The organism is Microvirga zambiensis WSM3693 (assembly GCF_016735695.1).
Classification (GTDB): Bacteria; Pseudomonadota; Alphaproteobacteria; order Rhizobiales; family Beijerinckiaceae; genus Microvirga; species Microvirga zambiensis.
The window spans coordinates 48,775-70,122 of record NZ_JAERQD010000011.1 but is presented as its reverse complement, the minus strand read 5'-3'; the positions used below and the strand labels follow the sequence as shown (position 1 = coordinate 70,122).

Below are 21,348 nucleotides of genomic sequence, written 5' to 3'. Positions count from 1 at the left end.
TTCATATGCCAGTTGAATTCATCGGTTACATCGGGAACTTCAATGCATCGGAGGCCATTGCCCGCTCTGGCCCGGTCATTGATCGTCGGCACATAGCAGCCGCCGCAGCCATTCACGAAAATGGAGGCTTCGACCGGGCGCTGCTGGCATTCCATTCCACCTCGCCAGAGAGCATTCTGGTTGGGCAGTATGTGACATCCATCACACGTGACCTCAAGCTGATGATCGCTCATAGGCCGGGGTTCACGGCGCCGACGGTTGCGGCACGGCAACTGGCGACCCTCGATCATTTGAGTGACGGTCGGATTGCCGTCCATATCATCACCGGCGGAAACGATCAGGAACTGGCGCAGGACGGTGATCATCTAACGAAGGACGAGCGGTATGCTCGCACCAGCGAATACCTCGACATCGTCCGGCAGGAATGGACCAGCCAGAAACCGTTCGACTACGACGGACGGTACTACAAAGTCGTGGGTGGCTTCTCCGAGGTGAAGCCGCAAGGCCCGGACGGAATTCCCGTCTATTTCGGCGGATCCTCCGAAGCGGCGCTCGCGGTGGCAGGCCAGCACGCTGACATTTATGCACTCTGGGGTGAAACCTACGCACAAGTTGCGCAGACGATTGAGCGCATCCGCACGGCCGCGGCCCCTTTTGGGCGGACTCCTCGCTTCAGTCTTTCCCTGCGCCCTGTCCTCGCTGAAACCGAGGAGGCAGCTTGGGCGAAAGCTGACCGCATCCTGCAGCGTGCCAAGGCGCTCCGTGCTGCCGGCGGTGAGCGTCTGATCAAGAACGGTTCCGGGGCGCCGCCGAACGAGGGATCGCGTCGCCTCTTGGCGGCAGCGGCGCAGGGACCTCGGCTTGATAAGCGCCTGTGGACCGAAATAGCCGCTTTGACGGGTGCTAGCGGCAATTCGACATCCCTGGTAGGGACGCCCGATCAAGTCGCCGACGCCATGCTTGACTATTACAACCTCGGCATCACGACCTTCCTCATTCGCGGCTTCGATCCGCTTGAAGATGCCTTCCAGTACGGCCGTGATCTCATCCCGCGGGTCCGGGCACTTGTGGCGCAGCGAGACAAGGCAGCGCCCCGCGAGGCGGCCGCTTAGGACAGACGACGGGCGGAGCCATTCCGACCCACATTGACTGTGAAATCACCCATCACGCCGACGATTGGAGACTGACAATGAGCTGGATTCATAAGACTGCGACCCAGGCAGCGAATGGTGCTGCGATCACCCAAACCGATCGCCGGACCTTTCTCAAGGCTGCGGGAGCGCTCGGACTTGCGGCCCCACTGGGCGCCCTGTCGATCGGCAGCCTTGCCGCGCAATCTGCCCCTGCTGCAGGACAACTGAAGAAGATCAAGTTTGCGACGAATGCTACGGCAATCTGCCTCGCACCGGTGTTTGTGGCCCTCGAGCATGGTATTTTCAAGAAATACGGCCTCGACGTCGAACTGGTGAATTTCGGCGCCTCGACGGAAGCGTTGCTTGAGGCGATTGCTACCGGGAAGGCCGATGGGGGCGTCGGCATGGCGCTGCGCTGGCTGAAAGCCCTTGAGCAGGGCTTCGACGTCAAGATTACGGCTGGCACTCACGGTGGCTGCTCACGGCTTGTGGCGCTGAAGTCAGCCGGCATCACCGATCTCAGCCAGTTGAAGGGCAAGAGGATCGGTATTTCCGATCTTGCCAGCCCCGGGAAGAACTTCTTCTCGATCCTGCTGCACAAGGAAGGGCTAGATCCCGTCGCCGACGTGGAATGGCGGCAATACCCGGGCGAGTTGCTGCAGCTCGCAGCCGAGAAGGGGGAGATCGATGCGATCGCGGACGGCGACCCAAAAGCCTACTTCTGGCTCAGAGACCCAAAGTATCTCCAGATTGCGTCCAATCTCGATCACGGTTTCGAAAACCGGGTCTGCTGCATTGTCGGTCTAACGGGGCGTTTGGTGCGTGAGGACAAGCCGACCGCGGCTGCGCTCACCCGCGCCCTCCTGGAAGCGCAGGATTGGACCGTTGCAAAGCCGGAGGATGCCGCTCGGGTGTTCTTGCCCAATGCTCCAAAGGACAAGAGCATCGAGGATCTCGTCGGCGTGCTGCTCGATCAAACGCATGGTCACAATCCCACGGGCGCGGATCTTCGCCAGGAGATCGCACTGTACGCCCAGGAGCTCCGCGATGTCAGTGTCTTCAAGAAGTCGACCGATCCGGAAAAATTCGCGGAGCGCGTCTTCGCCGATGTTCTGACGGCATAAGGAGCGGACAATGAGCTTGGTCGAACCAGCGCTTTCCAAAGGCGCTGTCGTGCAGGGCGCGTCAGTGAGAACTCGTCCTGCCCTTTGGGGGCTCGGACTGGCGGCGGCCGCGTCTTGGATTGCCGCTGCCGGTGTCATTGAGCTTTGGCCCGAAACGGTCCCTCAGCCATATGGTCGCGAGCTCGCGTTGATCGCACTTGCGATCTCTCTCGCCCTGATCATCGTCGCAGTCACAGGGCGGGCGCTCGGCGCTGTTGCCACGACAGTCCGCTACTACGGCGCGTGGGCAATCGCGGGTGCCTTAGGTCTTGTCATCTGGGAAGTCGTGACCGCGAAAACGGGTCTGCTGCCGGTCCCATTCTTCTCTTCGCCCCAGAGCATTCTCGAAGTGTTTCTGGATGATTGGAGCCGATTGGGCATCAGCGTCTCGTACTCATTGGCTTTGCTGGCCAAAGGCTACTTCTTTGGGGCGCTCACCGGGTTCGTCATCGGCGTGACGATCGGGTGGTCACAGGCAGCGAGCTACTGGGTGCACCCGGTCCTTCGGATCATAGGTCCGCTGCCTGCGACCGCGTGGCTTCCGCTCGCCTTTTTCATCTTCCCGACAAGCGGCTCAGCAAGCGTGTTCCTCATCGCTCTGGCCACAGCCTTTCCGGTGACGATCCTGACGTGGTCGGGAATCGCCAGCGTCAATCGCGACTATTATGACATAGCGCGAACCTTGGGCGCCAAGCCCGGCTTCCTGATCCTCAAGGTGGCAATTCCTGCAGCGTTGCCGCATGTGTTCGTCGGGCTGTTCATGGGCCTCGGGACGTCATTTGCCGTCCTCGTCGTGGCGGAAATGCTGGGCGTCAAGGCTGGGCTCGGGTGGTACCTGCAGTGGGCCCAAGGGTGGGCTGCTTACAACAACATGTATGCCGCACTTCTGGTGATGGCGCTGATGTGCTCGACGCTGATTACAGTTTTATTTCGGGTGCGTGACTGGACGCTGTCATGGCAGAAAGGGCTCGTCAGATGGTAGCAACGGCCGTGAATGGAAGGGTCGCGCCGGCGGTGGGTCAGCGGGTCGATATCTCAAGCCTTTCCCACCAGTTCGAACTGGAAGGAGATCCGCTGCCGGTCCTTGATGATGTGGACTTCTCGATCGAGCCGGGATCGTTCGTGGCACTGCTCGGTCCGTCAGGGTGTGGCAAGTCAACGCTTCTTCGTCTGCTCGCTGGCCTCGATCATCCCACCAGGGGGCAGCTTCGGGTCGATGGGTCACAGGTGGACGACCCCGATCCTTCCCGGATTCTCGTCTTTCAAGACCCCACTCTGTTCCCGTGGCGCACTGTCTGGGACAATGTAGCGTTGGGGCTGGAGGCGCAGGGCATCCTGAGGAAGTCGAAATCCCGTGTCGACGAAGCCATTCGGCTCGTGGGACTTGAGGGGTTCGACAAAGCCTATCCGCATCAATTGTCCGGCGGAATGGCGCAGCGTGTGGCACTTGCCCGCGCGCTGGTGAACGATCCACGCCTTTTGCTGCTCGACGAACCGCTCGGAAAGCTGGACTCCCTGACCCGTCTGACGATGCAGACCGAGCTCGTCAACCTATGGCAGCGAGCCGGCCTGACTGCAGTCCTCGTGACCCATGATGTCGAGGAAGCGGTGTTCCTGGCTCAGCGAGTGCTGATCTTCGGGCCGAGGCCAGCGCGCATTGTTGCCGATTTGGCGGTTGATTTGCCCTATCCGCGCCATCGCGGCGACCCACGTCTGAGCGAGCTTCGGCGGGAGGCGTTGGTCCACCTCGGCCTGGCTTCGACCTGGTAGTTTCAAGCTCACTGGAGTTTCTTATGAAGAACCGCAAGTTCAGCCTGCAAACGCTCCTCGCAACAGCTGTGCTGATCGTCCCTTTCTGTGCTCAGGCGCATGTCAGCTTTGACAATAAAGAGGTGAAGGCAGGCAGCACCGTTAAGTTCGTACTTGTCGTCCCTCACGGGTGTGCTGGTTCGCCCACAATAGCTTTGAAGGTCGCGCTTCCACCAGAATTGGCGGAGATCAAGCCACAGCCCAAGCCAGGCTGGTTGCTAACCAGCAAGGTCGAGGAAAAGCGGGTCGCTGCAGCCGGGGCGGAAATCGATGCCCATGGCGGTCACGGGGCAGAGATTCGAGAGATCACGTGGTCAGAGAGCAAACTTGAAGACGCGCATTTTGACGAGTTCGTGTTTCGTGCGAAGGTTCGTGGTAGCGTCACGGTATCAGAGATCTTCGTTCCTGTCGTTCAGCAATGCGAATCCGGAACGCAGCGTTGGATTGAGGTCCCGCAATCCGGTCGGACAGCCGACGAACTCAAGTATCCTGCGCCATCAGTCAAAGTCCGTCCCGGCCCGTGAGTGTTCGTGCTCCAAAGCTGTTATGGTCTTTGGCGGTCATCTGCCTCGCCGCCTTGGGGCTCATGCTTTCGACCAGCACGGTGCGAGCCCACGCTCAACTTATCCGCTCCGATCCAGCTGATGGGATCCTTGTCGCAACCGCACCGGGAAAGGTCACGCTGACGTTTTCCGAACCGGTCAGACCGTTGGTTGCGCGCCTTGTGCAGCCGAGCGGCCAGATCGCTGTCCTGAAGGAGATCGGTGAGAAGGGCTCTAACATCACACTGACCCTTCCAGATGATCTTGAGAACGGAACCTACACCTTATCATGGAGAGTAACGTCAGGAGACGGACATCCGATCGGAGGCGGCTTGGTGTTCTCAGTCGGAGCCTCCAGTGGAAGCACACCGGTGAGTGTCGGGGAATCCGATCCACTCATTCGCGTCGGGCTCTGGGCGACCCGGCTTACCTTCATGCTTGGTCTTATTATTGGTGTTGGCGGGGTTGGATTCTATACGCTGATCGGGCGCTACGACCCCAAGGCGGGAGAAGGAATCATTCCGATCGCACTCTCTGCCGGATTGCTGTCCGCTCCTCTACTCCTCGGACTCCAGGGCCTCGATTCGTTAGGCGGGCCGTTATCTGATCTGCTGACGGCATCGGTCTGGACGGCTGGATTGTACGCGACGAGCTACGGTGGGTCTATTTCGATCGCAGCGACCGCACTGACGCTGGCCTATGCGGCTCGATTGCTCAAATACACATCCAGAGCGGGCATCCTGTTGTCGTTGACGGCACTGCTGCTAACGGGGGTGGCGAGCGCGAGTGCCGGGCATGCTGCGACAGCGCCGCCGAGGGGTCTCACGACTCCGGCGGTATTCCTGCATGTCGTAGCAGTCCTTCTCTGGATGGGCTCCCTCATCCCACTTGTCGTCGCATTCACTCGGGAAAGAGCCGCAGCGCCGCGTGTCCTGGAACAGTTCTCATGCACGGTTCCGGCGATTGTCGCCATTCTCGGGGTTTCAGGATTGGTGTTGGCGGTTGTTCAGGTTCGGACGGTATCTGCACTATGGACGACAGACTATGGCGTCGTGCTCCTGATCAAACTCATGCTGGTCGCCTCAATTCTGTTTCTAGCTCTGTTCAATCGATACTGGTTGACGGAACCTGCCATCGCAGACGATCGGCGCGCAACGCGGCGGCTCATCCGTAGCACGAGCACTGAAATTGCGCTCGGCAGCGTCGTGATCGCGGTGCTCGGACTGTGGCGCTTTACGCCGCCTCCGCGTGCAATGCTCGTAGCCCCGGCTATCGCTACCGTACAGGAGGCCAAAGTCAGTAAGGATGGTGTCAGTGCGACACTGATTGTCAGGCCGCCGCGCGTCGGCCCCGTCAGCGTCGAGGTCAGTGAAATTCGGGTTGACGGCCAGGCGGTAGAGCCGCTCAGCGTCAAGATCGAACTCGACAAGCCGTCTTACGGCATTGGACCATTTATGCGTGAGGCTCGACAGCAGGAGGCTCTCTACCATGGTGATGGATTCGTGCTGCCACTGGACGGGTTCTGGATTGTCCGCGTGACAGTGCTGATCACAGAGTTCCGTTCCGTCACTCTGACCGACGTCTTTGATATTGCTAAGGGTATTTCTTAACCGTTGGACCGTGGCTTGATTGACGAATGTCGCCACTCGGCATGCCCTTGATCACAGACCGGCGCCTTGTCTCTGCGAGCCCAGAAACGCGTTGTCCGATATGGTACCAACGGCGCGGAAATCCTTTGCTGTGCTCTCGATGGCTTGGCGTGATCTGATGCATTATGTGAATAAGGCAGGCGCCGTGAAGGCAAAATAGGGACAGGTTGACTTATTGGCCCGCATTGGGAGCAATCAATTCTAACCAGGAGAAATACAAAAAACTGCTCCTATGGCTTGTGATGGAAGTGCGTTCTCCGGAGTGGGCTGATTTAAGGTATACGTTTCATTGACTGATCGTGCAGATGGGCCAACAATACTGCTCATACGGGAATATCAGTAATGACAATTCTTATAGTGCCTGGCCTATACGGCTCTGAGAGTGAGCATTGGCAAAGCTATTGGGAAGCGAAGTTAGACGGTGCCGAGCGGGTTCAGCAGCAAAGCTGGGACGTACCGGACCTTGAGATCTGGCTTGAAGCCTTGGCGAGTGCTGTCAGGAGAAAGCCAGGTGCTATCCTGGTTGGTCACAGCCTTGGCGCAACCTTGATCGCACACGTCGCGGCCCGGTATTCGGAGTTAAAGGTCGGCGGAGCACTGCTGGTAGCGCCGGCTGATCCAGAGTTGTTGCTGCCATTGGTGCCCAGCATCGCATCCTTTACGCCCCTTCCTTCCGTCAGCTTCGGCTTTCCTGCTGTCGTAGTCGCCAGCCGTACGGATCCGTATATGACGCACGCCCGTGCCCGGCACCTCGCCGGATTGTGGGGAGCAGCATTCGTCGACGCCGGAGATGCGGGGCACATCAACGTTGCCAGCGGCCATGGTCGCTGGCCAGAGGGACTGAGATGGTTCGATCTGTTGCTGGAGAGACAATGGAATCCCTATGCGCCGTTGGTCCGAAGACGTGATCGGGCTGGGGACGACTACCAGCAGGTGGCAGGGTAGTGTGATGCCCTTTCAGACGCAGCGCATTCACCGCTTACCGTAGAGAACGTATTATGTGCCGACCTTTCACTTGCCGGCACATAAAATCATGGCTCTAGAATACGCCAGCAAGCCATCCGTGAATCGTGGCGAACAGCGGATGCTCGTTGACAGAGGTGGGGGCTGAGGCCTTCTGCTGAGCAGCGTCCAGCCGGGTCATCGCCTCCTCAGACGTTACCGCATCAGGCTGCCGGCCGATGGCGAGGGCGCCTTCGAGCACCGCCATGCCCTCTCGGAGTGGAAGCCGCCAGCGCATGCGCGCAGCAATGTACGCTGCCCGCTCGCGCTCGACCTCGGGCGTATCGGCACAGGCGAGGCGGCTCACAAACGGCAGCAGGCGCTGCCGATCGTCATCGGAGGCCGCGTCGTTCAGCTGCATCGCCAGCCGGCAGATCGGACGTGAGAAGCACGCCGGCATGTCCTCGACCGAACGCACCGGCTGGTACGGGAAGCCTGCCGCCACAATGGCTGCCTCGTTGATGCAGGTGCCGCCGTCCTGGCCGGGGAAGGTGTGTGATCCCTGCTTCAGCTTCCAGTTCAGGATGTGGTCGAAATGGTCCATCGCAGCCATCCTCATGGCGCCCCCACCTGGAATGGTGATCCCTTGGCGTCATTCCTGTCAATCTGAACGATCCGTCGCACCGTCTCCCGGAAAAGTGGCCCTCAGACGACAATGGATCCCATGACCGGGTACAGGGCCTCGAAGACATCCTTGCCGCGTCCGGCACACGGCGCCTCAGTCCTGCACAATGTCGCGGCCGCGCTGGACGAGGCATACATCCCACCTTGCACGGCAGGCGGGAATTCAGCTTGTATCTTGCCTTCCCGGCCCTAGCTTCGGTGACGACCATCGCGATGGCTGGTGCATGATCCGGGAGGGGAGCATGAGTGAGTGGGCCACAGTCTACGAAGATGAAATTGAGGGACGTCCGGTCACGGTGAAGGTCTACCGCAGCGACCAGGCGGCCGAAGACGATGGAGACGAAGGTCCGGCCATCCGGGTCACGACTACCTCCACTGAGGGGGCTCCAAGTGCTCTCGAAGAGGGCAATGACGCAGATACGCTTTTGGTTGATCGCGAGCCAACCGCGCGTCTCATCACGTTGGAGCCCGACAGTGTCGAGGACCTGGAGGGAGAGTTGATGGAGGTCGGGTTCAGTCCGGAAGCGGCTGCCCAGATTGCCAGCAAGATCCCTCGGTGAGCGGCATGGAGGCGAAAGACGGCGGTTCAGTACTTTTCACGCGTCCATGTTCATTGTGCATGGCAAGACCGCTACTTTCCAAGCTTTTCCCGCGTCAGTCGGATCGAAGACGACTATCGTCTCCTACAGCCTCGTAGGGGTGGACTTCAGGATTGGGTATGCAGCAGGAAGCAGCCGCCACGCTGTTGACATGGCAGCCGGTTCAATCCGGCCGTGAGCGCTGATCTCGCCATGATGCGGGATGGAGGCGCCGCTTCCAGCGCTCGCCGCGCGGCAGTTGACCGGCGGCAGCCAGACGCTTGGTCAGCCTATGCCCGCTTGACGTCGACAAAACGTCCGTCGAGCGTGCGATCATCCCCGCATGCGGCGTTGGCTTGGCTTCTGGCGCTTGTGCCGCTTCGACAACGGCAGATATCTTCGTCCTTGCCTTCCGTGCATGGGACTTCGCACTTTTCCCCGAGGCGGGCTGGGCGTCATGCGTCGCCATGGCGCCCATTTCAACAGCTGCGGCGACGAGGGGTGGCGCGTTGGCTTCAGCATGCACTAGACGTTGGGCAGATACAGCCTTCTCGGCGTCAGATACAGCGTTCAAGTTGAACTCCATCTGCCCGGGCTTGGTTACACCTGATGAGCGCTCGCGGCGGACGGGCTCAGCGGGCTCCGATCGGCTCCATCTCGGCTCGACAATGCTCGGCAGGATGCGAGGCGCATTGGTCGGTTCAGCGACCTTTGTCACAGCCTCATTCTTCAGGATCTCGGGACCCTCGTCCGGAGGAGGCATAACGTCGAACAGGCGTCGGGGCGGAAGGTTGTGACGCTGGCCTTGGTTACGGGATTTCTTGATTTCGACAGAAAATGAGGTTTGCTGACGCTTCATCTGAGCAATGTCTTTGGGCTGGAAACAACTTTGATATGGGGGTCTGGACCAGTGAATGAAAGGGAAGCCTTACCTCGCAGCGTCGATCTGCCCTGCCCGCAACCTCTCAACCGACGATGACGTCTTGCCCGTCTAGGCAAAGAGAAGCGCCCCGTGCACGGCAGAGGCGCTTCCCTTCCAGGGAGAATCGGCCCCCAGCCGTTCCTTCAAGGACTGGGACAGAATGCCTGATGTCCGGCGCTTTGGCTGTATCGGAATAGGCACAGAGGCTGAAAGATGCGACCTCAAATCCCGGCCAGCAGCAGGCTCAGGCCGATCAAGACGGCAAAGGAGACGACAAACCGAACGGCAGCCCGCGTGAACGTCGGCGCATGCGTCGGAGCAAAGACAGGCGCTGCGACCTCTGTCGGCGGCATGATGAAGACCTTTGATGAATTCGGCGAGTTCTGGAAAACGGTGGCGGGGGCGATCACATTGTGTCGCTCGGCCACGCTATGTGGCCGATTCCCGCGCCGATGTCTGTGACCGGCAGGTCACATGTCTGGTCTTGATGCGCCTGATCGGTTGGCTGTCGAAATCAGCGCCACGAGATTATCCGTCCCGTCAGACATCACAAGCTGCTCGCCCAGAGAAGGGCGCCTGCGATGACGGCCAACGACAGCCCCAGGCCTGCCAGCCGGAGAAGGAAATGAGGCTCTTTCCGGATCGGGCGATCATGATCGACCACCAAAGCGTTATTGTCGGTCTCAGCTTTGGCCATCAAGAACTCCTGAACGTCCCCTGATTGCAAAGCCGCTCGGCACAGTGCGGTTCCTTCATACCCTGGAGACATCGGCCAGGTAAGTCGTCGCACCCGGACATGCGCCCGCCAAGACGTCTCGTCCGGGATTGGTCTCAGCGTAGCCCTTGGCCTTGTAGGCGGAACCCGACCAAGTCCAAGGGTGAGAGGTTAAGACTTTGGGCTTGGCCGGGAGTTCGGTTGGGCGACCGGTACGCAACAATGCTCCCCAGTCGGTGAATCATCGGTGAACATCGACTGCCAAACGATGTTCAAAGCTTCCGAGCGCGGTCCCGCTCCATCACTCGCGGCGACGATCGAGCATCAAAAAACCCGCTTGATTTGCATCAAGCGGGTTTCATTCGGGGCAGAGGTTCGGTCCCAGGGACGTCCCTGCAGCCCTGAAAATGAAGAACGATCAGCTTATGGCCTGCTTCCACGCCATCCCACAATGGCGCGTTCCGTCGCAGAAGGCTCAGCGCTCAAAGGCCTCGCCATGCCGATTGTTGCTCAGCACCTCCGGATTGCCGAGCCAGCCACACAACGCCTCCAGGCTCGGGAAGGCGTGCTCGATCTCAAGAAAGGGTGCTGGCCTTTTGCTCTGCGGCAGGTCCTCGAGCAACTCGGCGTACCACGTCGCTCCCTGCCTGGTCTTGACCCGAACGACGCTCCCCATCAGCTCGTCATGCCGCAGGAGATCATAGGCGCCAGGCGCGAGCTGAATCAGTTGATAGGTCATTCCGACGTCTTATCAGGTGCAAGCTGCAGATTAATCCATTCATAGGCCTTGTTGAGGGCGGCCTCCCGGTCGGGCGCCATGATCACCGTCGAGCGCTGATCCGGGAACGTCACAGCAGCGATCCAGTCAAGGCCTGCAGGCGCGAGACGGATCTGATGGCCGCAGTGCTCGATGACCTCGGTTGCCTGGGTCATGTCGCTCTCAGTCATTGGACTTTCCCGCCGCCTGCCGCAGGGCTGCGTTGATGCGATCCTGCCAGCCGCGACCGTCTTTCTGGAAGAAGTCGAGCACGTCCTGGTCGATGCGAAGCGTGATGGTCTCGCGCCCCTCGGATATCGCCGTGGCTTTCGCCCTTCCGTCGATCGGCTTCGTCATCGCGTTCAAGGGGATGACCTCGGCAACATGCAATGGACCAAGTGGCAGCGGCTTCGTTGAAGCTCTCGACAGGGTCGCGCTCCTGAAAGCCTGATCGTCGGTAAGGCTCATCCCTTGAAGACCAGGTAGCCCGCCCCAATGGCGAAGCCCAGACACAGCCCACCCTGAACCGCAGACGGGCTGCCGGCGACCTCGGCGATCTCGGCCATGAGCCCCCAGCCAGCGAGAGCACCGACGAGGATGGCGGCAATGACACCAAGGCCGATCCAGAGAAAGTCAGTCATGGGTTCCAGCCATCGGTCTCAGGTGTCAACGGACGATCGGAGGTGAGAGGTTTTCGAGATCCACCCAGCCTGGCGCATCGGGCAGCTCCGGGACAAGGTATGCGTGATCGCCCTCGACCTTTGTGATGCGGCAACGACGAGATCTCTGGTCGCTAGGCGGGCAGTAGAGAACCATGCTACCGACCGAGACCACAGCAGGTGTAGCTGGCTTGGATTCTCCCTGCTCTGCTGGTGCAAGGCTTTCGCTCCTGCGCTCTTCGGCCGTCGCCCGGACCCGGTCGACCGCGGCGATCGCGAGGCGGGCACGGTCTTTGTAGCGCTCCACGACCATCTTACGCGGACCGCTTGCTGGCTCTGAGGGCCAGGAAGCACCGCTGGCACTGGCGAGCTCTGCCGCGAAAGCTTCAATCTCGTTTTCCGTCATGCTCAAGCCTCCCGACAGCCGGTTAGATCCTCAATCACTCTGAGAGGCCACTGGTGTCCCGTCCTCGACCAGACGGGCGAATTCAGGCCATGTCGTGCCGGTCGCATCGAGGATCTTCTGAATGGTCTCGACATTCGGCCAGCGCTGCCGGCCGTGCGCGTCCTGTCGCTTCGACCGGTTGAACGCAGTTGAATCCATGCCGGCGGCTTTAGCCAGGCCGGAGGGGCTCAATCGGGCCCTCCAGGCAATGGTATCGATGGCGGTCCAAACCTTCTGATGGCTGTCCACAGCGTCACTCCATCCTGCCGTCGATGTCGAAGCCGTCGGACCTGTCTTCGAGAGTGTCATGCGGCAATGTCCTTCAGCTCACGGCAGGGGGATCCGCGATGGCCACGCCGCGGTTCACGGCCGAGGGTTCGTGCTAGGCCTGGGCGACGAGGGCTGCTCGGGGGATGTGAGCACGAGGTCTCGCGGGAGTTGGCCGGTGCGACGCTCAATGGTCGGATCCCCAAAGCGCTCTTTGCCTCCACTCGTCTGGGCCTCAACGTCCCTGCGGCTGCAACGAACGGGCGAGGTCTCGGATCACGCTGTCCTCGATGGCGAGCCTGTCGAGCTCCTGTTCCGCCTCGGCATCGAAGCCAGGCTCGGATGGCGCAGGCGCCTGAGCCCTTTGGGTCGGATGCGGCTCGGCCTCCTGATCCCGGTGATCCAGGGCGTCGAGCAGGCTGTGGAGGGCTGCATTCGACACCTCGACCTCGGGCACGGAGGGAAGGCCGTCGAGGGCGATGGCGCGCAGCCGGTAGCGCGGATCAGCGCTGACCTCCGGGCCGAACCAAGCCGGCGGCTGGAACTTTTGGGCGGCCTTGTCGTGCTTGAACGCCACGCTGACCAGATCGAGCGGTCCCGGTGCGGCGAAGTGCAGGATGGTGGCGGTGTGAGAGTTGATCGTCATGCTGATGCCCAGATAGGCGATTTGCCCAGCGGTCAATCCGAGCAGCGCCTCGGCCTGCACCGGAGAAATCTCGGCAGCTTGCTCGATCGGGCCTGTCGCGGAATGAGAAGCCAGAACGAGGTGGCCGGCATCGCCAGTTACCTGGACATGGACGCTTCGGTCATGGTGTTCGGGAAAGTAGCCGTGCCGGACGCGCCGCCCTGCCCTTTCCTTCTCGATCAGACGAGCCAGGCCAGAGGCGAGCAGAAAGACGCGGGTGACGCTCATAGGTGTCCACCTTCCAGGATGGGGCAGCGGGAGGCGCAACGGCGGTCGGAGCATAGCTTGGAAACAAAAGGCAAAGGCCCCTCATTGATCTCTACGCCAACCACACGCCAGGGACGAGGTTCCATCGCCTTACCGCCTGTCCGCGCTCCGGCGCCTGATCAGCGTTTGCGCCTCCGCGATCAGGGTTTCGCGATCGCTCGCAAGCAGGATCGTCGGCCGTTGCCCCTGCCGCGCGATGAAGGAAACCCAGCCGGTCTGCGTCGGCCCGAACCGGATCCGGTGGTCTTGGAACTGCACCTCCTCGATCTGATCGGGATCGGACAGCACCTGGGAGGCCAGGTCGTGTTGCGGGGTCATCGCGTGAACCTCACAGATTGCATGGCTGACCTCTCGGCCCTCGGATCGCGGGCCCGCTGCCACAGTGCCGGTGCCTGGTCAAACGAGACGAGGTCCGGGAGATAACCCTCCTTCACCAGCGCGAGCGCCGCTCCGGAGCCGCTGCGGACCAGGGCGACCTGCTCCAGGATGATCCCAGACTGCGGCTGGATGGCCGCGGCCAGGATGCGACGGACCGGGCGCAGCGGCGCAATCACGGTCGCGAAAGGGGTCTCTGTTGTGTTCAGGGCCTTGTTCATGGCCGCTGTCAGGCGTTGCGGCACAAACCAATTCTCGGCCGTTGCGAGCGGCAGCGCGCCGCGCATCAATTGGACCTGCCGGTAGTCGATGGTTTCGCCGGGATTGAGCTCGAGAGCCGGCAGAATGTCGTCGGGGACGAGTGCAGGTGCAAAGCGCTGCCTGACATCGACAGTAATCGGCCCGTCTGAGAGGCCATGTTCCTCGCACCAGGCCAGGAGGGTTCCTGTCGCTGTGGCGCCGGCGATCAGACGGGTGTTGAGCGCCCAGACGAGGGAATTCATATCGGTGGAGGCTGTCATGATGGTCGAGATCCCTGGCCGCCGACGTTAACCTGGCGATCGACCGCACAGGACACCACCTCGAGATCGCGATCGGACAGCGCTGTCCGTGGCGGAGTGAGGAGCACGTTGTCGATCAGGCGGGTTGGGCCGATCATGGCGGCGACACACAGGGCCACCGGCTTGTCCACCAGACCGTGGATGGCTTCCAATGTTTGGGCATCCCGCAGCTCGAGATACTGCAGCTGATCGACCGCGGTGATCTGAGATTGGGCGATGGCGATCAGCCTGCCGCTGTCGCGCTCGCCCTCCGCGAATGCCGCCTGGGCGGCGAGCAGGCCCCGGCTGAGGCAGAGCGCTCTCTTGCGATCGGTCGGGCCGAGATAGCTGTTGCGGCTGCTCATCGCCAAGCCATCAGGCTCACGCACGGTCGGCACCGTGACAATCTCGACCGGCAGATTGAGATCGCGCACCATCTGCCGGATCACGGCACATTGCTGAAAGTCCTTCTGGCCGAAGAAGGCCACATCCGGCTGCACGATGGCAAACAGCTTGGTCACCACGGTGGCCACACCGCGGAAATGGCCCGGCCGGACGGCACCGCACAGCGGCCCGGCCACCGGACCGGGCTCGACAAAGGTCTGGAAGCCGGGCGGATAGATCTCGCTCGCATCAGGCAGGAAGATCATGCTCACGCCGGCCTTGCGGCAGAGCTCGTGATCGGCGTCCAGGGCGCGGGGATAGCGCTCGAGATCCTCGGTCGGGCCGAACTGGGCCGGATTGACGAAGATGCTGACCACGGTGATGTCGCAGCGCTCAACGCTTTCCGCGATCAGGGCCCGATGGCCATCGTGCAGGAAGCCCATGGTCGGCACGAAGCCGATCCGCAGGCCCGACGTGCGGTAGCCACTCAGGCACTGGGTCAGGGACTTGATCGTGCGGAAGGTGAGCATCGGCAGACCTCATGAGCTGGTGGAGGCATGTGGCGTCCAGGCGGCAACGGCTGCCTGGGCATCGGCCGGAAGGGCATAGGCCTCGGCCGCGGACGGAAAGGCGCCGCTGCGCACGTCCGCGGCCCAACGGGTCAGGGCCTGCTGCAGAACCGTGAAGCCATCGAGGTAGGTGCGCACGAACTTGGGCCGGTGTCCCTGCGTCAGGCCGAGCACGTCATGCAGCACGAGTACCTGGCCGGAGCAGTCGGGACCGGCCCCGATGCCGATGGTCGGGATGCTGAGGCTCTGCGTGATCTTCGCTGCCAGCTCAGACGGGATACCCTCGAGCACGAGGGCAAAGCAGCCGGCCTCCTCGAGCCGGTGGGCGTCGTCCAGGATCCGGATGGCGTCCTCGGCTGCCCTGCCCTGCACCTTGAAGCCGCCCATGGCGTGCACACTCTGCGGGGTCAGGCCGAGATGACCCATGACCGGAATCTCGCACTCGACCAGGGCACGAACGGCCTCGGCCCGCTTGGCGCCGCCTTCCACTTTCACGGCCGCTGCCCCGCGCTTGAGAAAGCCACCGGCGTTGCACAGAGTTTCGTCAAGGCTAAGGTGGTAGCTGAGATAAGGCATGTCGGCGACGACGAGGGCTCGTGGCCTTGTGCGCATGACCGCCTCGAGGTGATGGTTCATCATTGCCATGCTGACCGGCAGTGTGTTGTCGAAGCCCAGACAGACGTTGCCGACGCTGTCGCCGACCAGGAGCATGTCGACGATGGGATCGGCCAGCCGGGCCGTCATGGCGTCGTAGGCCGTGGTCATCACGAGCCGCTCGCCATCTCGCATCCGCTGCTGGAGCATCGGGATGGTGACCGACGGCCGATCGATCGATGGATGATGGCTCATGGAGAGTGTGGCTTCCGTACGTTGAACGCCGCAGCACCAGCGCGCTGGCTCTCGTCACCCGTGGCTCTCGTGCTCATTGTCTTGATGGCAGTGCGCGACCCTACGACGTATGTTGCGATTGCGGCGGGTCGATCGCGCTGATTGCGAAGCATTGCGATGCCCGCAAACAGAATGGCGCCACCGCAGCCTCCAACAATCAAAACACCCACGACACGAAGGAAGCCATTGTCCGGGTTGTCATGAGAGAGCGCGAAGTGGACCTGATGCAGGCCGCCCACGGCAATTCCCGTGAGCCAGCCGTAAACAGCACTGGATGAGATGCTCCACGCATTCGGCGATGCAAGCTGGTTCATGCTGCTCTTTCGCCAGACGCAGCATTCTGCTTGGGCGCGCGGCGCCTTCGGGGTGCAGTGTGGTTCAGCTTTGCCTTCAGAATGTGCGAGGCTGTGAACAGAACGACCCGGCGCGGCTCGATCGGCACCGCAATGCCGTTCTTGGGATTGCGCCCCACACGCTCCGCCTTGTCGCGCAAGGTGAAGACGCCGAACGAGGACAGTTTGACGTTCTCGCCCTCTGCCAGCGCATCACATATCGTCGCGAGCACCTGACTGACCAGCTCTGCGGCATGGTCTTTCGTGACGATGCCCTTGTGATACACGACCTCGGCCAAATCGGCGCGGGTCAAGGTCTTGTCTGCCATCGGCACATCCCGGTCAGGTTGAAAAAGGGGCTGCCGTTGCCAGCAGCCCGAGTTTGGGAGGATTGACTGTCCTCAGAGGAACGATGCCACGGGCAGATGTGGATCGCGCAAGTCCCTTACCACTTGCTGTTACTATTTGAAGTCTCGTTGCGTCCATGTAATCGATTTCGTAATTTTATTTTGACGACTTGTGTTTGCCCTGTGGCCGACGAGACACAGGTGGGATCAACACACAGCTGTTGATCCTGCGTAGTGAAGCGGTAGCAGGCAGAGTCGGACCCGCACCAAGCCCCAATGGCCTTTTGGCCATATGCGAGCATGCCCCTAAGACTTCCTGCCTCGGATGAGGCGCGACACCTCACAACGTCTCAGTAAGTCCCATATCGGGCCTTGCTTCAAGAAAAATGTTCTTTCTATAGGACGGCGCTGCAAAGCAGGACATTCTAAGATCGGCCACAGAAAGAGAAAATCTTTCTCTTTGACCGGAAAATCCATTCATATCGGATGGGAGTTTGTCGCTCAGCTGATCGAACAGCCAATCCCACCACTTGACTGAGTTCTTTATAACGAACATTTTCGGCGCCGATTAGAGAGCTTCTGGAGCCGATATAAAGTCGGATCACAAGCAACAATACGCATCCAATTTCGGAGACCAAGATGCCCTGCTCGGCACGAAGGACCCATACCGAGTTCGCTGATGACACGGTCGACTCGAGCGAAGCGTTGAGGGGAACAAGCTTTGTCAAACGGCGAGCGTTCCTTGCCTGTGCTGGCATGCTGGCAACTGCCATGATCGTCGGCCCACAAGCCCTCGCGCAGGAGGCCTCGGTCACCGCGCGCGTTGGCGTCATCCCGATCATTGGCACGGCTCCTTTGTTCGTGGCGCAGAACGAAGGCTGGCTGAAGCAGGGTGGCCTCAATCTTACCGTCACCACGTTCGAGTCCGGCCCCAACATGATCCAGGCGCTGGCCTCGGGCACAATCGATATCTACGTGGCTGGCGTTGCGCCCTTGGCGGTCGCCCGGTCGAAGGGCATCGATGTGCGCGTTGTTGCGGCAACGGCAACCGCTGAGAACGTGTTCGTGGCTTCGCCGAAGCTGGCCAAATATTTCACAGCCGGCACGTCGCATGCGGCGGCGTTCAAGAACTACCGCGCCGCCGAGGGCAAGCCGGCACGGCTTGCCACCCAGCCGGCCGGCTCGGTCCCGAACACCACGCTGCAATACTGGCTGTGGGAGCAGGCGAAGGCTGACAAGGCGGATGTCGAGATCGTGCCCATGGGCATCGACGCGACGCAGCAGGCTACTCTGGCAGGGGCGGTCGAGGGCGCGACTATCCGCGAGCCGGCCGTGACCATCGTACAGGGACGAAATCCTGGCATCAAACTGGTGGCTCTGGGCGATGAGATGTTCCCCGGCCAGCCCGGCACTGTCGTCGCCGTGTCCGGTGCATTCCTTGAGAAGAACCCGGAAGCCGTTCAAAGTTTGGTCAGCGGGCTCGTGAAGGCCGCAGATCTTCTCGCGAAAACCCCGGATCGCGCTGTCCCACCGCTGGAGGCCGCTCTTGGCAAAGGGATCGTGGATAGCGAGACCATCCGCAAAGCGCTTTCGTCCCCGGCGACCAAGTTCCAGATCGATCCTCGCACGATCATCGAGTCGGCGCGCCTCATGCAGGCTTACCAAGTCAAGCTCGGCTCGCTCGATAAGGAGCTGCCGTTCGAAGGCCTCTTTGAACCACGCTTCTACGAGCGCGCCACTAAGAGCAACTGATCTTTGATGCGCCTTCTCCTGCTATCGTGTATTGGCCTCCTCATCTTTCTCGGGTTGTGGGAGGCCGTTCCACGTCTGGGTCTCGTCAACGCGGCAATGCTCCCCGGCCCCAGCGCGATCCCGGCTGCTTTTGTGAAGGAAGTCACAAGCGGCGCCTGGCTGACATCCGTGGCCAGCAGTCTCAGCCATTACATCACGGGCTTGAGCGTCGGTGCAGGACTTGGGGTCGCTCTCGGCATCGTCACCGGTATGTATCGGTCGGCGGAAGGCTTCACAGCCTGGATCGTGCGCGTACTGCGTCCCATCCCGGGACTTGCCTGGGTTCCATTCGCCATCATCTGGTTCGGCGTCAGCACGCCGGCGGCCGTGTTCATCATCGCAGTCGGCGTGTTCTGGATCGTCTACTTCGCAGCTCACGGCGCTGTGCGCACGGTGGACCGCGATCTCGTGGAAGTGGCGGAAGCTTTCGGGTTCCATTCCGGCTTGCGGCGCCTGCAGAAAATCCTGCTCCCGGCCGCCGCCCCCGGCATTCTGGTGGGCCTGCGCACCGCTCTGGGACAGGCCTGGATGGCCGTTGTCGCGGCTGAGATCTTTGGTGTTAGCGGCCTCGGCCAACGCATGATGCAGGCATCCAGCCTTCTCGCGACCGATGTGGTCGTGGTTTACATGCTGACCATGGCAGCCCTTTACGGGCTCTTCGACACGGCTTTCGTGGCTCTGCAAGGATGGCTGTTGCGATGGAAAGCGTGATTGAGATCCGGGACCTTTCGCTTGCCTTCGAGCGGGACGGCCAGAAGACCACCGTGTTGGACCGCCTCTCGTTGGATGTGCGCCGCGGCGAATTCCTCGCGATCGTGGGGCCCTCTGGAGTGGGCAAATCGACCCTGCTCCGCGTGCTGACGGGACTTGCACGTCCCAGCGCCGGCACGGCGCGGGTCATCGCGACCAATCCGCAACGGAGGCCTGTGGCTTTCGTGTTCCAGGATTCCCGTTTGCTGCCATGGCGCCGCGTGATCGCCAATGTCGCCTTCGGTTTGGAACATCCCCATACACCCCGTCGTGAGCGCAAGCCGAAGGCGCAGAGCGCGCTCGATTTCGTGGGCTTAAGCCATCTTTCGCAGCGTTGGCCCCATGAACTGTCGGGCGGGCAACGTCAGCGTGTCTCCCTGGCACGGGCCCTCGCGGTCCAGCCCGAAGTTCTGCTCATGGACGAGCCATTCTCGGCTCTCGACGCCATTACCCGCGAGAGTCTTCAGGACGAACTCATTCGCATCTGGCAGAAGACTGGCAAGACGATCCTGTTCGTGACCCATGACATCGATGAGGCCACGTATTTGGCAGACCGGGTGATCGTTCTCTCAGGGTCCCCTGGGCGGATCGTGGCGGAGCATCGCATCGCCAGCCCGCATCCGCGCCAGCGTCAAGATGTGACCCTCGCACAGACCGCGAAGGCTCTGCGCGCCGGCCTGACCTCCGATATCGTCACCGACGGCGGTATGATCTGACCTCGTGTATCTCTCGTTTCCGAGACAGAGCGCGCTGGTGTCGTGTTCGGATTGAGGATCACGCTCCTTTCCTTGCAGGAGGGGCTCGGCTATCGCCTAAACGGCACCCTTGGCTGCCAAGCTCTCTGCTTCGACCTCCACGCATGGCTCCAGCAGGGATCGAAGGAGCTCAATCGTCTCGCTGGCTTCGAGCAGGAGAGCTTCGATCTCCTTGAGAGGAAGGTTACCCTCGCGGTCCAATGCGGCTCTCAGACGGTCAACAATATCGAAGTCTACCACGGGCACTTCTCATCAACTTTGCTGAAGACTAATCTGCAACGATCAGGAGCCCTGCCAGCCCGAGCCCGTTAGGCCCTCACCGCCCCTGAATATGCTGGCTATCCGTCGGATCCTGAACCGACGTAGGAGCCCGTCACAGGGTGTTCAGGAGCTTCGAGGCGTGGCACTGCGCCCAATGTTGCTCCTGACCTCAGGATCACCGAGCCACGCGCATAATTCCTGAAGTGTTGGAAACGAATGCTCAGTTCCAGTGAAGGGAGCGGGCCGCTTGCCCGCGGATCGATCGTCCATCAGTTCGGCCGTCCAGACCGTATCGCTGCCACGCGATCCGCTGCGCACAACACTCCCGACGATCTCATCCTCGAGGAGGAGGTCATAAGCTCCGGGTGCGAGTTGGACGAGGCTGTAGATCATGTGGATCTCCCCAACACTCGGAGCTCTTTCTCAATCCACTCATGGGCGATTGCGACCACAGCCTCACGATCGGGCGCCATGATCAGGGTCGGGCGCTGTTTCGGTAATGCGACGAAAGCGATCCACTCCACACCGGTCGGGCTCAGTCGGATCTGATAGCCACGGTGCTCCAAGACTTCCGTTTGTTCAGGACAGGAAGAATTTGACATCGCGCAGCTCGTCGGAAATCGCGTCAGACCCTGGACGGGTCAACGCCAGGCCGCTCGCGGTGGTCCGCGGCCATCATCGGGTTGGCTCGGGTTCTGACTCTGGCAGGCCATTCTCGCACCTCGTCTGTTCAAAAAGGGCTGCCGTTGCCGGCAGCCCAAGGTTGTGGGAGGAACGACACTCCGTCGCGACCCAGCAGGGTGCTGATCGCGCAAGCTCCTTACAACTCCTCAGCCAAACCAGAAATCCTGTTTTACGGATGTAATCGTTTACGCAACTTCCTTTCCAGCCTTTATGTCAGGTTGTGCCAGGAAAGTCACAGTAACCAGACGTTTAACACGAGCTTCAGCGCTAAGAATGGGAGCCCCTCTATCAGTGCACCAGGGGAGACCGCCCACCCATTGGATCGCTCCACCGGGAGAGCTGTCACAGGAGGCATCACCACGCGAAACCGCGAAACATGACAATGAGGATGCACGTCGGCGCCAATGGCCCGAAGCCGGGCAGCCAAGTCAGCCGGTCCTGAATGATGAAGAACGG

Annotated in this window: 28 protein-coding genes; 11 read left to right on the top strand and 17 right to left on the bottom strand. The window is 61.1% G+C overall.

The genetic code is table 11. The annotated features are described in order from the left end of the window. Positions 1-5: 5 nt before the first annotated feature. The 7 genes from JKL46_RS10925 (at position 6) to JKL46_RS10895 (ending at position 7,241) form a co-directional block, all read left to right on the top strand. Positions 6-1,112, top strand: a complete 1,107-nt coding sequence (locus tag JKL46_RS10925) for an LLM class flavin-dependent oxidoreductase (RefSeq protein WP_201832735.1) — start codon at positions 6-8, stop codon at positions 1,110-1,112. Positions 1,113-1,189: 77 nt separating this feature from the next. Further along, entirely contained in the window at positions 1,190-2,257 is a 1,068-nt protein-coding gene (locus JKL46_RS10920) for an ABC transporter substrate-binding protein (RefSeq protein WP_201832733.1), read from the top strand. 16 nt (positions 2,258-2,273) lie between these two features. Further along, complete coding sequence (locus JKL46_RS10915) at positions 2,274-3,278, top strand: ABC transporter permease (RefSeq protein ID WP_425493255.1); 1,005 nt, start codon at positions 2,274-2,276, stop codon at positions 3,276-3,278. Beyond that, the gene (locus JKL46_RS10910; protein WP_201832731.1) at positions 3,272-4,066 is read left to right on the top strand and encodes an ABC transporter ATP-binding protein; all 795 of its coding nucleotides are present in this window, start codon (positions 3,272-3,274) and stop codon (positions 4,064-4,066) included. Before JKL46_RS10915 ends, JKL46_RS10910 begins: the two co-directional genes overlap by 7 nt. Before the next feature lie 23 nt (positions 4,067-4,089). Next, positions 4,090-4,629, top strand: coding sequence for a YcnI family copper-binding membrane protein (locus JKL46_RS10905; RefSeq protein ID WP_201832730.1), 540 nt, complete (start codon positions 4,090-4,092; stop codon positions 4,627-4,629). A gap of 62 nt (positions 4,630-4,691) precedes the next feature. Continuing rightward, positions 4,692-6,257, top strand: a complete 1,566-nt coding sequence (locus JKL46_RS10900; protein ID WP_201832729.1) for a copper resistance CopC/CopD family protein — start codon at positions 4,692-4,694, stop codon at positions 6,255-6,257. A 381-nt stretch (positions 6,258-6,638) separates the two neighbouring features. Further along, a complete protein-coding gene (locus JKL46_RS10895; protein WP_201832728.1) occupies positions 6,639-7,241 on the top strand; it encodes an RBBP9/YdeN family alpha/beta hydrolase in 603 nt (200 codons plus the stop codon). A gap of 94 nt (positions 7,242-7,335) precedes the next feature. On the opposite strand, the gene JKL46_RS10890 is transcribed toward JKL46_RS10895, so the two are convergent. Then, positions 7,336-7,842, bottom strand: a complete 507-nt coding sequence (locus tag JKL46_RS10890) for a hypothetical protein (RefSeq protein ID WP_201832727.1) — start codon at positions 7,840-7,842, stop codon at positions 7,336-7,338. A 322-nt stretch (positions 7,843-8,164) separates the two neighbouring features. On the opposite strand from JKL46_RS10890, the gene JKL46_RS10885 reads away from it, so the two are divergent. Then, entirely contained in the window at positions 8,165-8,482 is a 318-nt protein-coding gene (locus tag JKL46_RS10885) for a hypothetical protein (protein ID WP_201832726.1), read from the top strand. A 1,161-nt stretch (positions 8,483-9,643) separates the two neighbouring features. Here JKL46_RS10885 and JKL46_RS10880 read toward each other — a convergent pair. The 15 genes from JKL46_RS10880 to JKL46_RS10810 form a co-directional block, all read right to left on the bottom strand. Beyond that, entirely contained in the window at positions 9,644-9,850 is a 207-nt protein-coding gene (locus JKL46_RS10880; RefSeq protein WP_201832723.1) for a hypothetical protein, read from the bottom strand. Positions 9,851-9,969: 119 nt separating this feature from the next. Continuing rightward, a complete protein-coding gene (locus JKL46_RS10875) occupies positions 9,970-10,119 on the bottom strand; it encodes a hypothetical protein (RefSeq protein ID WP_201832721.1) in 150 nt (49 codons plus the stop codon). A gap of 493 nt (positions 10,120-10,612) precedes the next feature. Next, positions 10,613-10,876 (bottom strand): hypothetical protein, encoded by a 264-nt coding sequence (locus JKL46_RS10870; protein ID WP_201832719.1) that lies wholly within the window; start codon positions 10,874-10,876, stop codon positions 10,613-10,615. Next, positions 10,873-11,070, bottom strand: a complete 198-nt coding sequence (locus JKL46_RS10865; protein ID WP_246529254.1) for a hypothetical protein — start codon at positions 11,068-11,070, stop codon at positions 10,873-10,875. The genes JKL46_RS10870 and JKL46_RS10865 overlap by 4 nt, the downstream gene beginning before the upstream one ends. Before the next feature lie 7 nt (positions 11,071-11,077). Next, positions 11,078-11,362, bottom strand: coding sequence for a BrnA antitoxin family protein (locus JKL46_RS36825; protein ID WP_425493253.1), 285 nt, complete (start codon positions 11,360-11,362; stop codon positions 11,078-11,080). Continuing rightward, a complete protein-coding gene (locus JKL46_RS10855) occupies positions 11,359-11,535 on the bottom strand; it encodes a hypothetical protein (protein ID WP_201832715.1) in 177 nt (58 codons plus the stop codon). Before JKL46_RS10855 ends, JKL46_RS36825 begins: the two co-directional genes overlap by 4 nt. 25 nt (positions 11,536-11,560) lie before the next feature. Then, positions 11,561-11,959 (bottom strand): hypothetical protein, encoded by a 399-nt coding sequence (locus JKL46_RS10850; RefSeq protein WP_201832713.1) that lies wholly within the window; start codon positions 11,957-11,959, stop codon positions 11,561-11,563. 30 nt (positions 11,960-11,989) lie between these two features. Then, positions 11,990-12,307 carry a helix-turn-helix transcriptional regulator gene (locus JKL46_RS10845; RefSeq protein WP_201832710.1) on the bottom strand — a complete coding sequence of 106 codons (318 nt, stop codon included), beginning with the start codon at positions 12,305-12,307 and terminating at the stop codon, positions 11,990-11,992. A gap of 193 nt (positions 12,308-12,500) precedes the next feature. Further along, positions 12,501-13,178: a CYTH domain-containing protein gene (locus tag JKL46_RS10840; protein WP_201832708.1), complete on the bottom strand. Its 678-nt coding sequence runs from the start codon at positions 13,176-13,178 to the stop codon at positions 12,501-12,503. Between the two features lie 129 nt (positions 13,179-13,307). Further along, complete coding sequence (locus JKL46_RS10835) at positions 13,308-13,535, bottom strand: hypothetical protein (RefSeq protein WP_201832706.1); 228 nt, start codon at positions 13,533-13,535, stop codon at positions 13,308-13,310. Continuing rightward, a complete protein-coding gene (locus JKL46_RS10830; RefSeq protein WP_201832704.1) occupies positions 13,532-14,113 on the bottom strand; it encodes a hypothetical protein in 582 nt (193 codons plus the stop codon). The genes JKL46_RS10835 and JKL46_RS10830 overlap by 4 nt, the downstream gene beginning before the upstream one ends. After that, positions 14,110-15,045 (bottom strand): pantoate--beta-alanine ligase, encoded by a 936-nt coding sequence (gene panC, locus JKL46_RS10825; RefSeq protein ID WP_201832702.1) that lies wholly within the window; start codon positions 15,043-15,045, stop codon positions 14,110-14,112. Before panC ends, JKL46_RS10830 begins: the two co-directional genes overlap by 4 nt. 9 nt (positions 15,046-15,054) lie before the next feature. Further along, positions 15,055-15,933 carry a 3-methyl-2-oxobutanoate hydroxymethyltransferase gene (gene panB / locus JKL46_RS10820; RefSeq protein WP_201832700.1) on the bottom strand — a complete coding sequence of 293 codons (879 nt, stop codon included), beginning with the start codon at positions 15,931-15,933 and terminating at the stop codon, positions 15,055-15,057. Next, on the bottom strand, positions 15,930-16,286 hold the full coding sequence (locus JKL46_RS10815) for a hypothetical protein (protein WP_201832699.1): 357 nt from the start codon (positions 16,284-16,286) through the stop codon (positions 15,930-15,932). The genes panB and JKL46_RS10815 overlap by 4 nt, the downstream gene beginning before the upstream one ends. Then, entirely contained in the window at positions 16,283-16,633 is a 351-nt protein-coding gene (locus JKL46_RS10810; protein ID WP_201832698.1) for an integration host factor subunit alpha, read from the bottom strand. The genes JKL46_RS10815 and JKL46_RS10810 overlap by 4 nt, the downstream gene beginning before the upstream one ends. Before the next feature lie 774 nt (positions 16,634-17,407). Between JKL46_RS10810 and JKL46_RS10805 the strand changes: the two genes are divergently transcribed. The 3 genes from JKL46_RS10805 to JKL46_RS10795 are packed head-to-tail and all read left to right on the top strand — an operon-like array spanning position 17,408 to position 19,908. Beyond that, the gene (locus tag JKL46_RS10805; protein WP_201832697.1) at positions 17,408-18,403 is read left to right on the top strand and encodes an ABC transporter substrate-binding protein; all 996 of its coding nucleotides are present in this window, start codon (positions 17,408-17,410) and stop codon (positions 18,401-18,403) included. Positions 18,404-18,409: 6 nt separating this feature from the next. Continuing rightward, positions 18,410-19,153, top strand: a complete 744-nt coding sequence (locus JKL46_RS10800) for an ABC transporter permease (RefSeq protein WP_201832696.1) — start codon at positions 18,410-18,412, stop codon at positions 19,151-19,153. Beyond that, positions 19,141-19,908 (top strand): ABC transporter ATP-binding protein, encoded by a 768-nt coding sequence (locus tag JKL46_RS10795; RefSeq protein ID WP_201832695.1) that lies wholly within the window; start codon positions 19,141-19,143, stop codon positions 19,906-19,908. Before JKL46_RS10800 ends, JKL46_RS10795 begins: the two co-directional genes overlap by 13 nt. A gap of 96 nt (positions 19,909-20,004) precedes the next feature. Here JKL46_RS10795 and JKL46_RS10790 read toward each other — a convergent pair whose 3' ends face one another. Beyond that, positions 20,005-20,187: a PLC family EF-hand domain-containing protein gene (locus JKL46_RS10790; protein WP_201832694.1), complete on the bottom strand. Its 183-nt coding sequence runs from the start codon at positions 20,185-20,187 to the stop codon at positions 20,005-20,007. Between the last annotated feature and the right edge of the window lie 1,161 nt (positions 20,188-21,348).

Excerpts from the sequence above, each read along its gene's own strand:
- JKL46_RS10925 (WP_201832735.1), top strand. The coding sequence starts at position 6 with ATGCCAGTTGAATTCATCGGTTACATCGGGAACTTCAATGCATCGGAG.
- JKL46_RS10920 (WP_201832733.1), top strand. The coding sequence starts at position 1,190 with ATGAGCTGGATTCATAAGACTGCGACCCAGGCAGCGAATGGTGCTGCG.
- JKL46_RS10910 (WP_201832731.1), top strand. The coding sequence starts at position 3,272 with ATGGTAGCAACGGCCGTGAATGGAAGGGTCGCGCCGGCGGTGGGTCAG.
- JKL46_RS10905 (WP_201832730.1), top strand. The coding sequence starts at position 4,090 with ATGAAGAACCGCAAGTTCAGCCTGCAAACGCTCCTCGCAACAGCTGTG.
- JKL46_RS10900 (WP_201832729.1), top strand. The coding sequence starts at position 4,692 with ATGCTTTCGACCAGCACGGTGCGAGCCCACGCTCAACTTATCCGCTCC.
- JKL46_RS10895 (WP_201832728.1), top strand. The coding sequence starts at position 6,639 with ATGACAATTCTTATAGTGCCTGGCCTATACGGCTCTGAGAGTGAGCAT.
- JKL46_RS10890 (WP_201832727.1), bottom strand. The coding sequence starts at position 7,842 with ATGGACCATTTCGACCACATCCTGAACTGGAAGCTGAAGCAGGGATCA.
- JKL46_RS10885 (WP_201832726.1), top strand. The coding sequence starts at position 8,165 with ATGAGTGAGTGGGCCACAGTCTACGAAGATGAAATTGAGGGACGTCCG.
- JKL46_RS10875 (WP_201832721.1), bottom strand. The coding sequence starts at position 10,119 with ATGGCCAAAGCTGAGACCGACAATAACGCTTTGGTGGTCGATCATGAT.
- JKL46_RS10870 (WP_201832719.1), bottom strand. The coding sequence starts at position 10,876 with ATGACCTATCAACTGATTCAGCTCGCGCCTGGCGCCTATGATCTCCTG.
- JKL46_RS10865 (WP_246529254.1), bottom strand. The coding sequence starts at position 11,070 with ATGACCCAGGCAACCGAGGTCATCGAGCACTGCGGCCATCAGATCCGT.
- JKL46_RS36825 (WP_425493253.1), bottom strand. The coding sequence starts at position 11,362 with ATGAGCCTTACCGACGATCAGGCTTTCAGGAGCGCGACCCTGTCGAGA.
- JKL46_RS10855 (WP_201832715.1), bottom strand. The coding sequence starts at position 11,535 with ATGACTGACTTTCTCTGGATCGGCCTTGGTGTCATTGCCGCCATCCTC.
- JKL46_RS10850 (WP_201832713.1), bottom strand. The coding sequence starts at position 11,959 with ATGACGGAAAACGAGATTGAAGCTTTCGCGGCAGAGCTCGCCAGTGCC.
- JKL46_RS10845 (WP_201832710.1), bottom strand. The coding sequence starts at position 12,307 with ATGACACTCTCGAAGACAGGTCCGACGGCTTCGACATCGACGGCAGGA.
- JKL46_RS10840 (WP_201832708.1), bottom strand. The coding sequence starts at position 13,178 with ATGAGCGTCACCCGCGTCTTTCTGCTCGCCTCTGGCCTGGCTCGTCTG.
- JKL46_RS10835 (WP_201832706.1), bottom strand. The coding sequence starts at position 13,535 with ATGACCCCGCAACACGACCTGGCCTCCCAGGTGCTGTCCGATCCCGAT.
- JKL46_RS10830 (WP_201832704.1), bottom strand. The coding sequence starts at position 14,113 with ATGACAGCCTCCACCGATATGAATTCCCTCGTCTGGGCGCTCAACACC.
- panC (WP_201832702.1), bottom strand. The coding sequence starts at position 15,045 with ATGCTCACCTTCCGCACGATCAAGTCCCTGACCCAGTGCCTGAGTGGC.
- panB (WP_201832700.1), bottom strand. The coding sequence starts at position 15,933 with ATGAGCCATCATCCATCGATCGATCGGCCGTCGGTCACCATCCCGATG.
- JKL46_RS10815 (WP_201832699.1), bottom strand. The coding sequence starts at position 16,286 with ATGAACCAGCTTGCATCGCCGAATGCGTGGAGCATCTCATCCAGTGCT.
- JKL46_RS10810 (WP_201832698.1), bottom strand. The coding sequence starts at position 16,633 with ATGGCAGACAAGACCTTGACCCGCGCCGATTTGGCCGAGGTCGTGTAT.
- JKL46_RS10805 (WP_201832697.1), top strand. The coding sequence starts at position 17,408 with ATGCTGGCAACTGCCATGATCGTCGGCCCACAAGCCCTCGCGCAGGAG.
- JKL46_RS10800 (WP_201832696.1), top strand. The coding sequence starts at position 18,410 with ATGCGCCTTCTCCTGCTATCGTGTATTGGCCTCCTCATCTTTCTCGGG.
- JKL46_RS10795 (WP_201832695.1), top strand. The coding sequence starts at position 19,141 with ATGGAAAGCGTGATTGAGATCCGGGACCTTTCGCTTGCCTTCGAGCGG.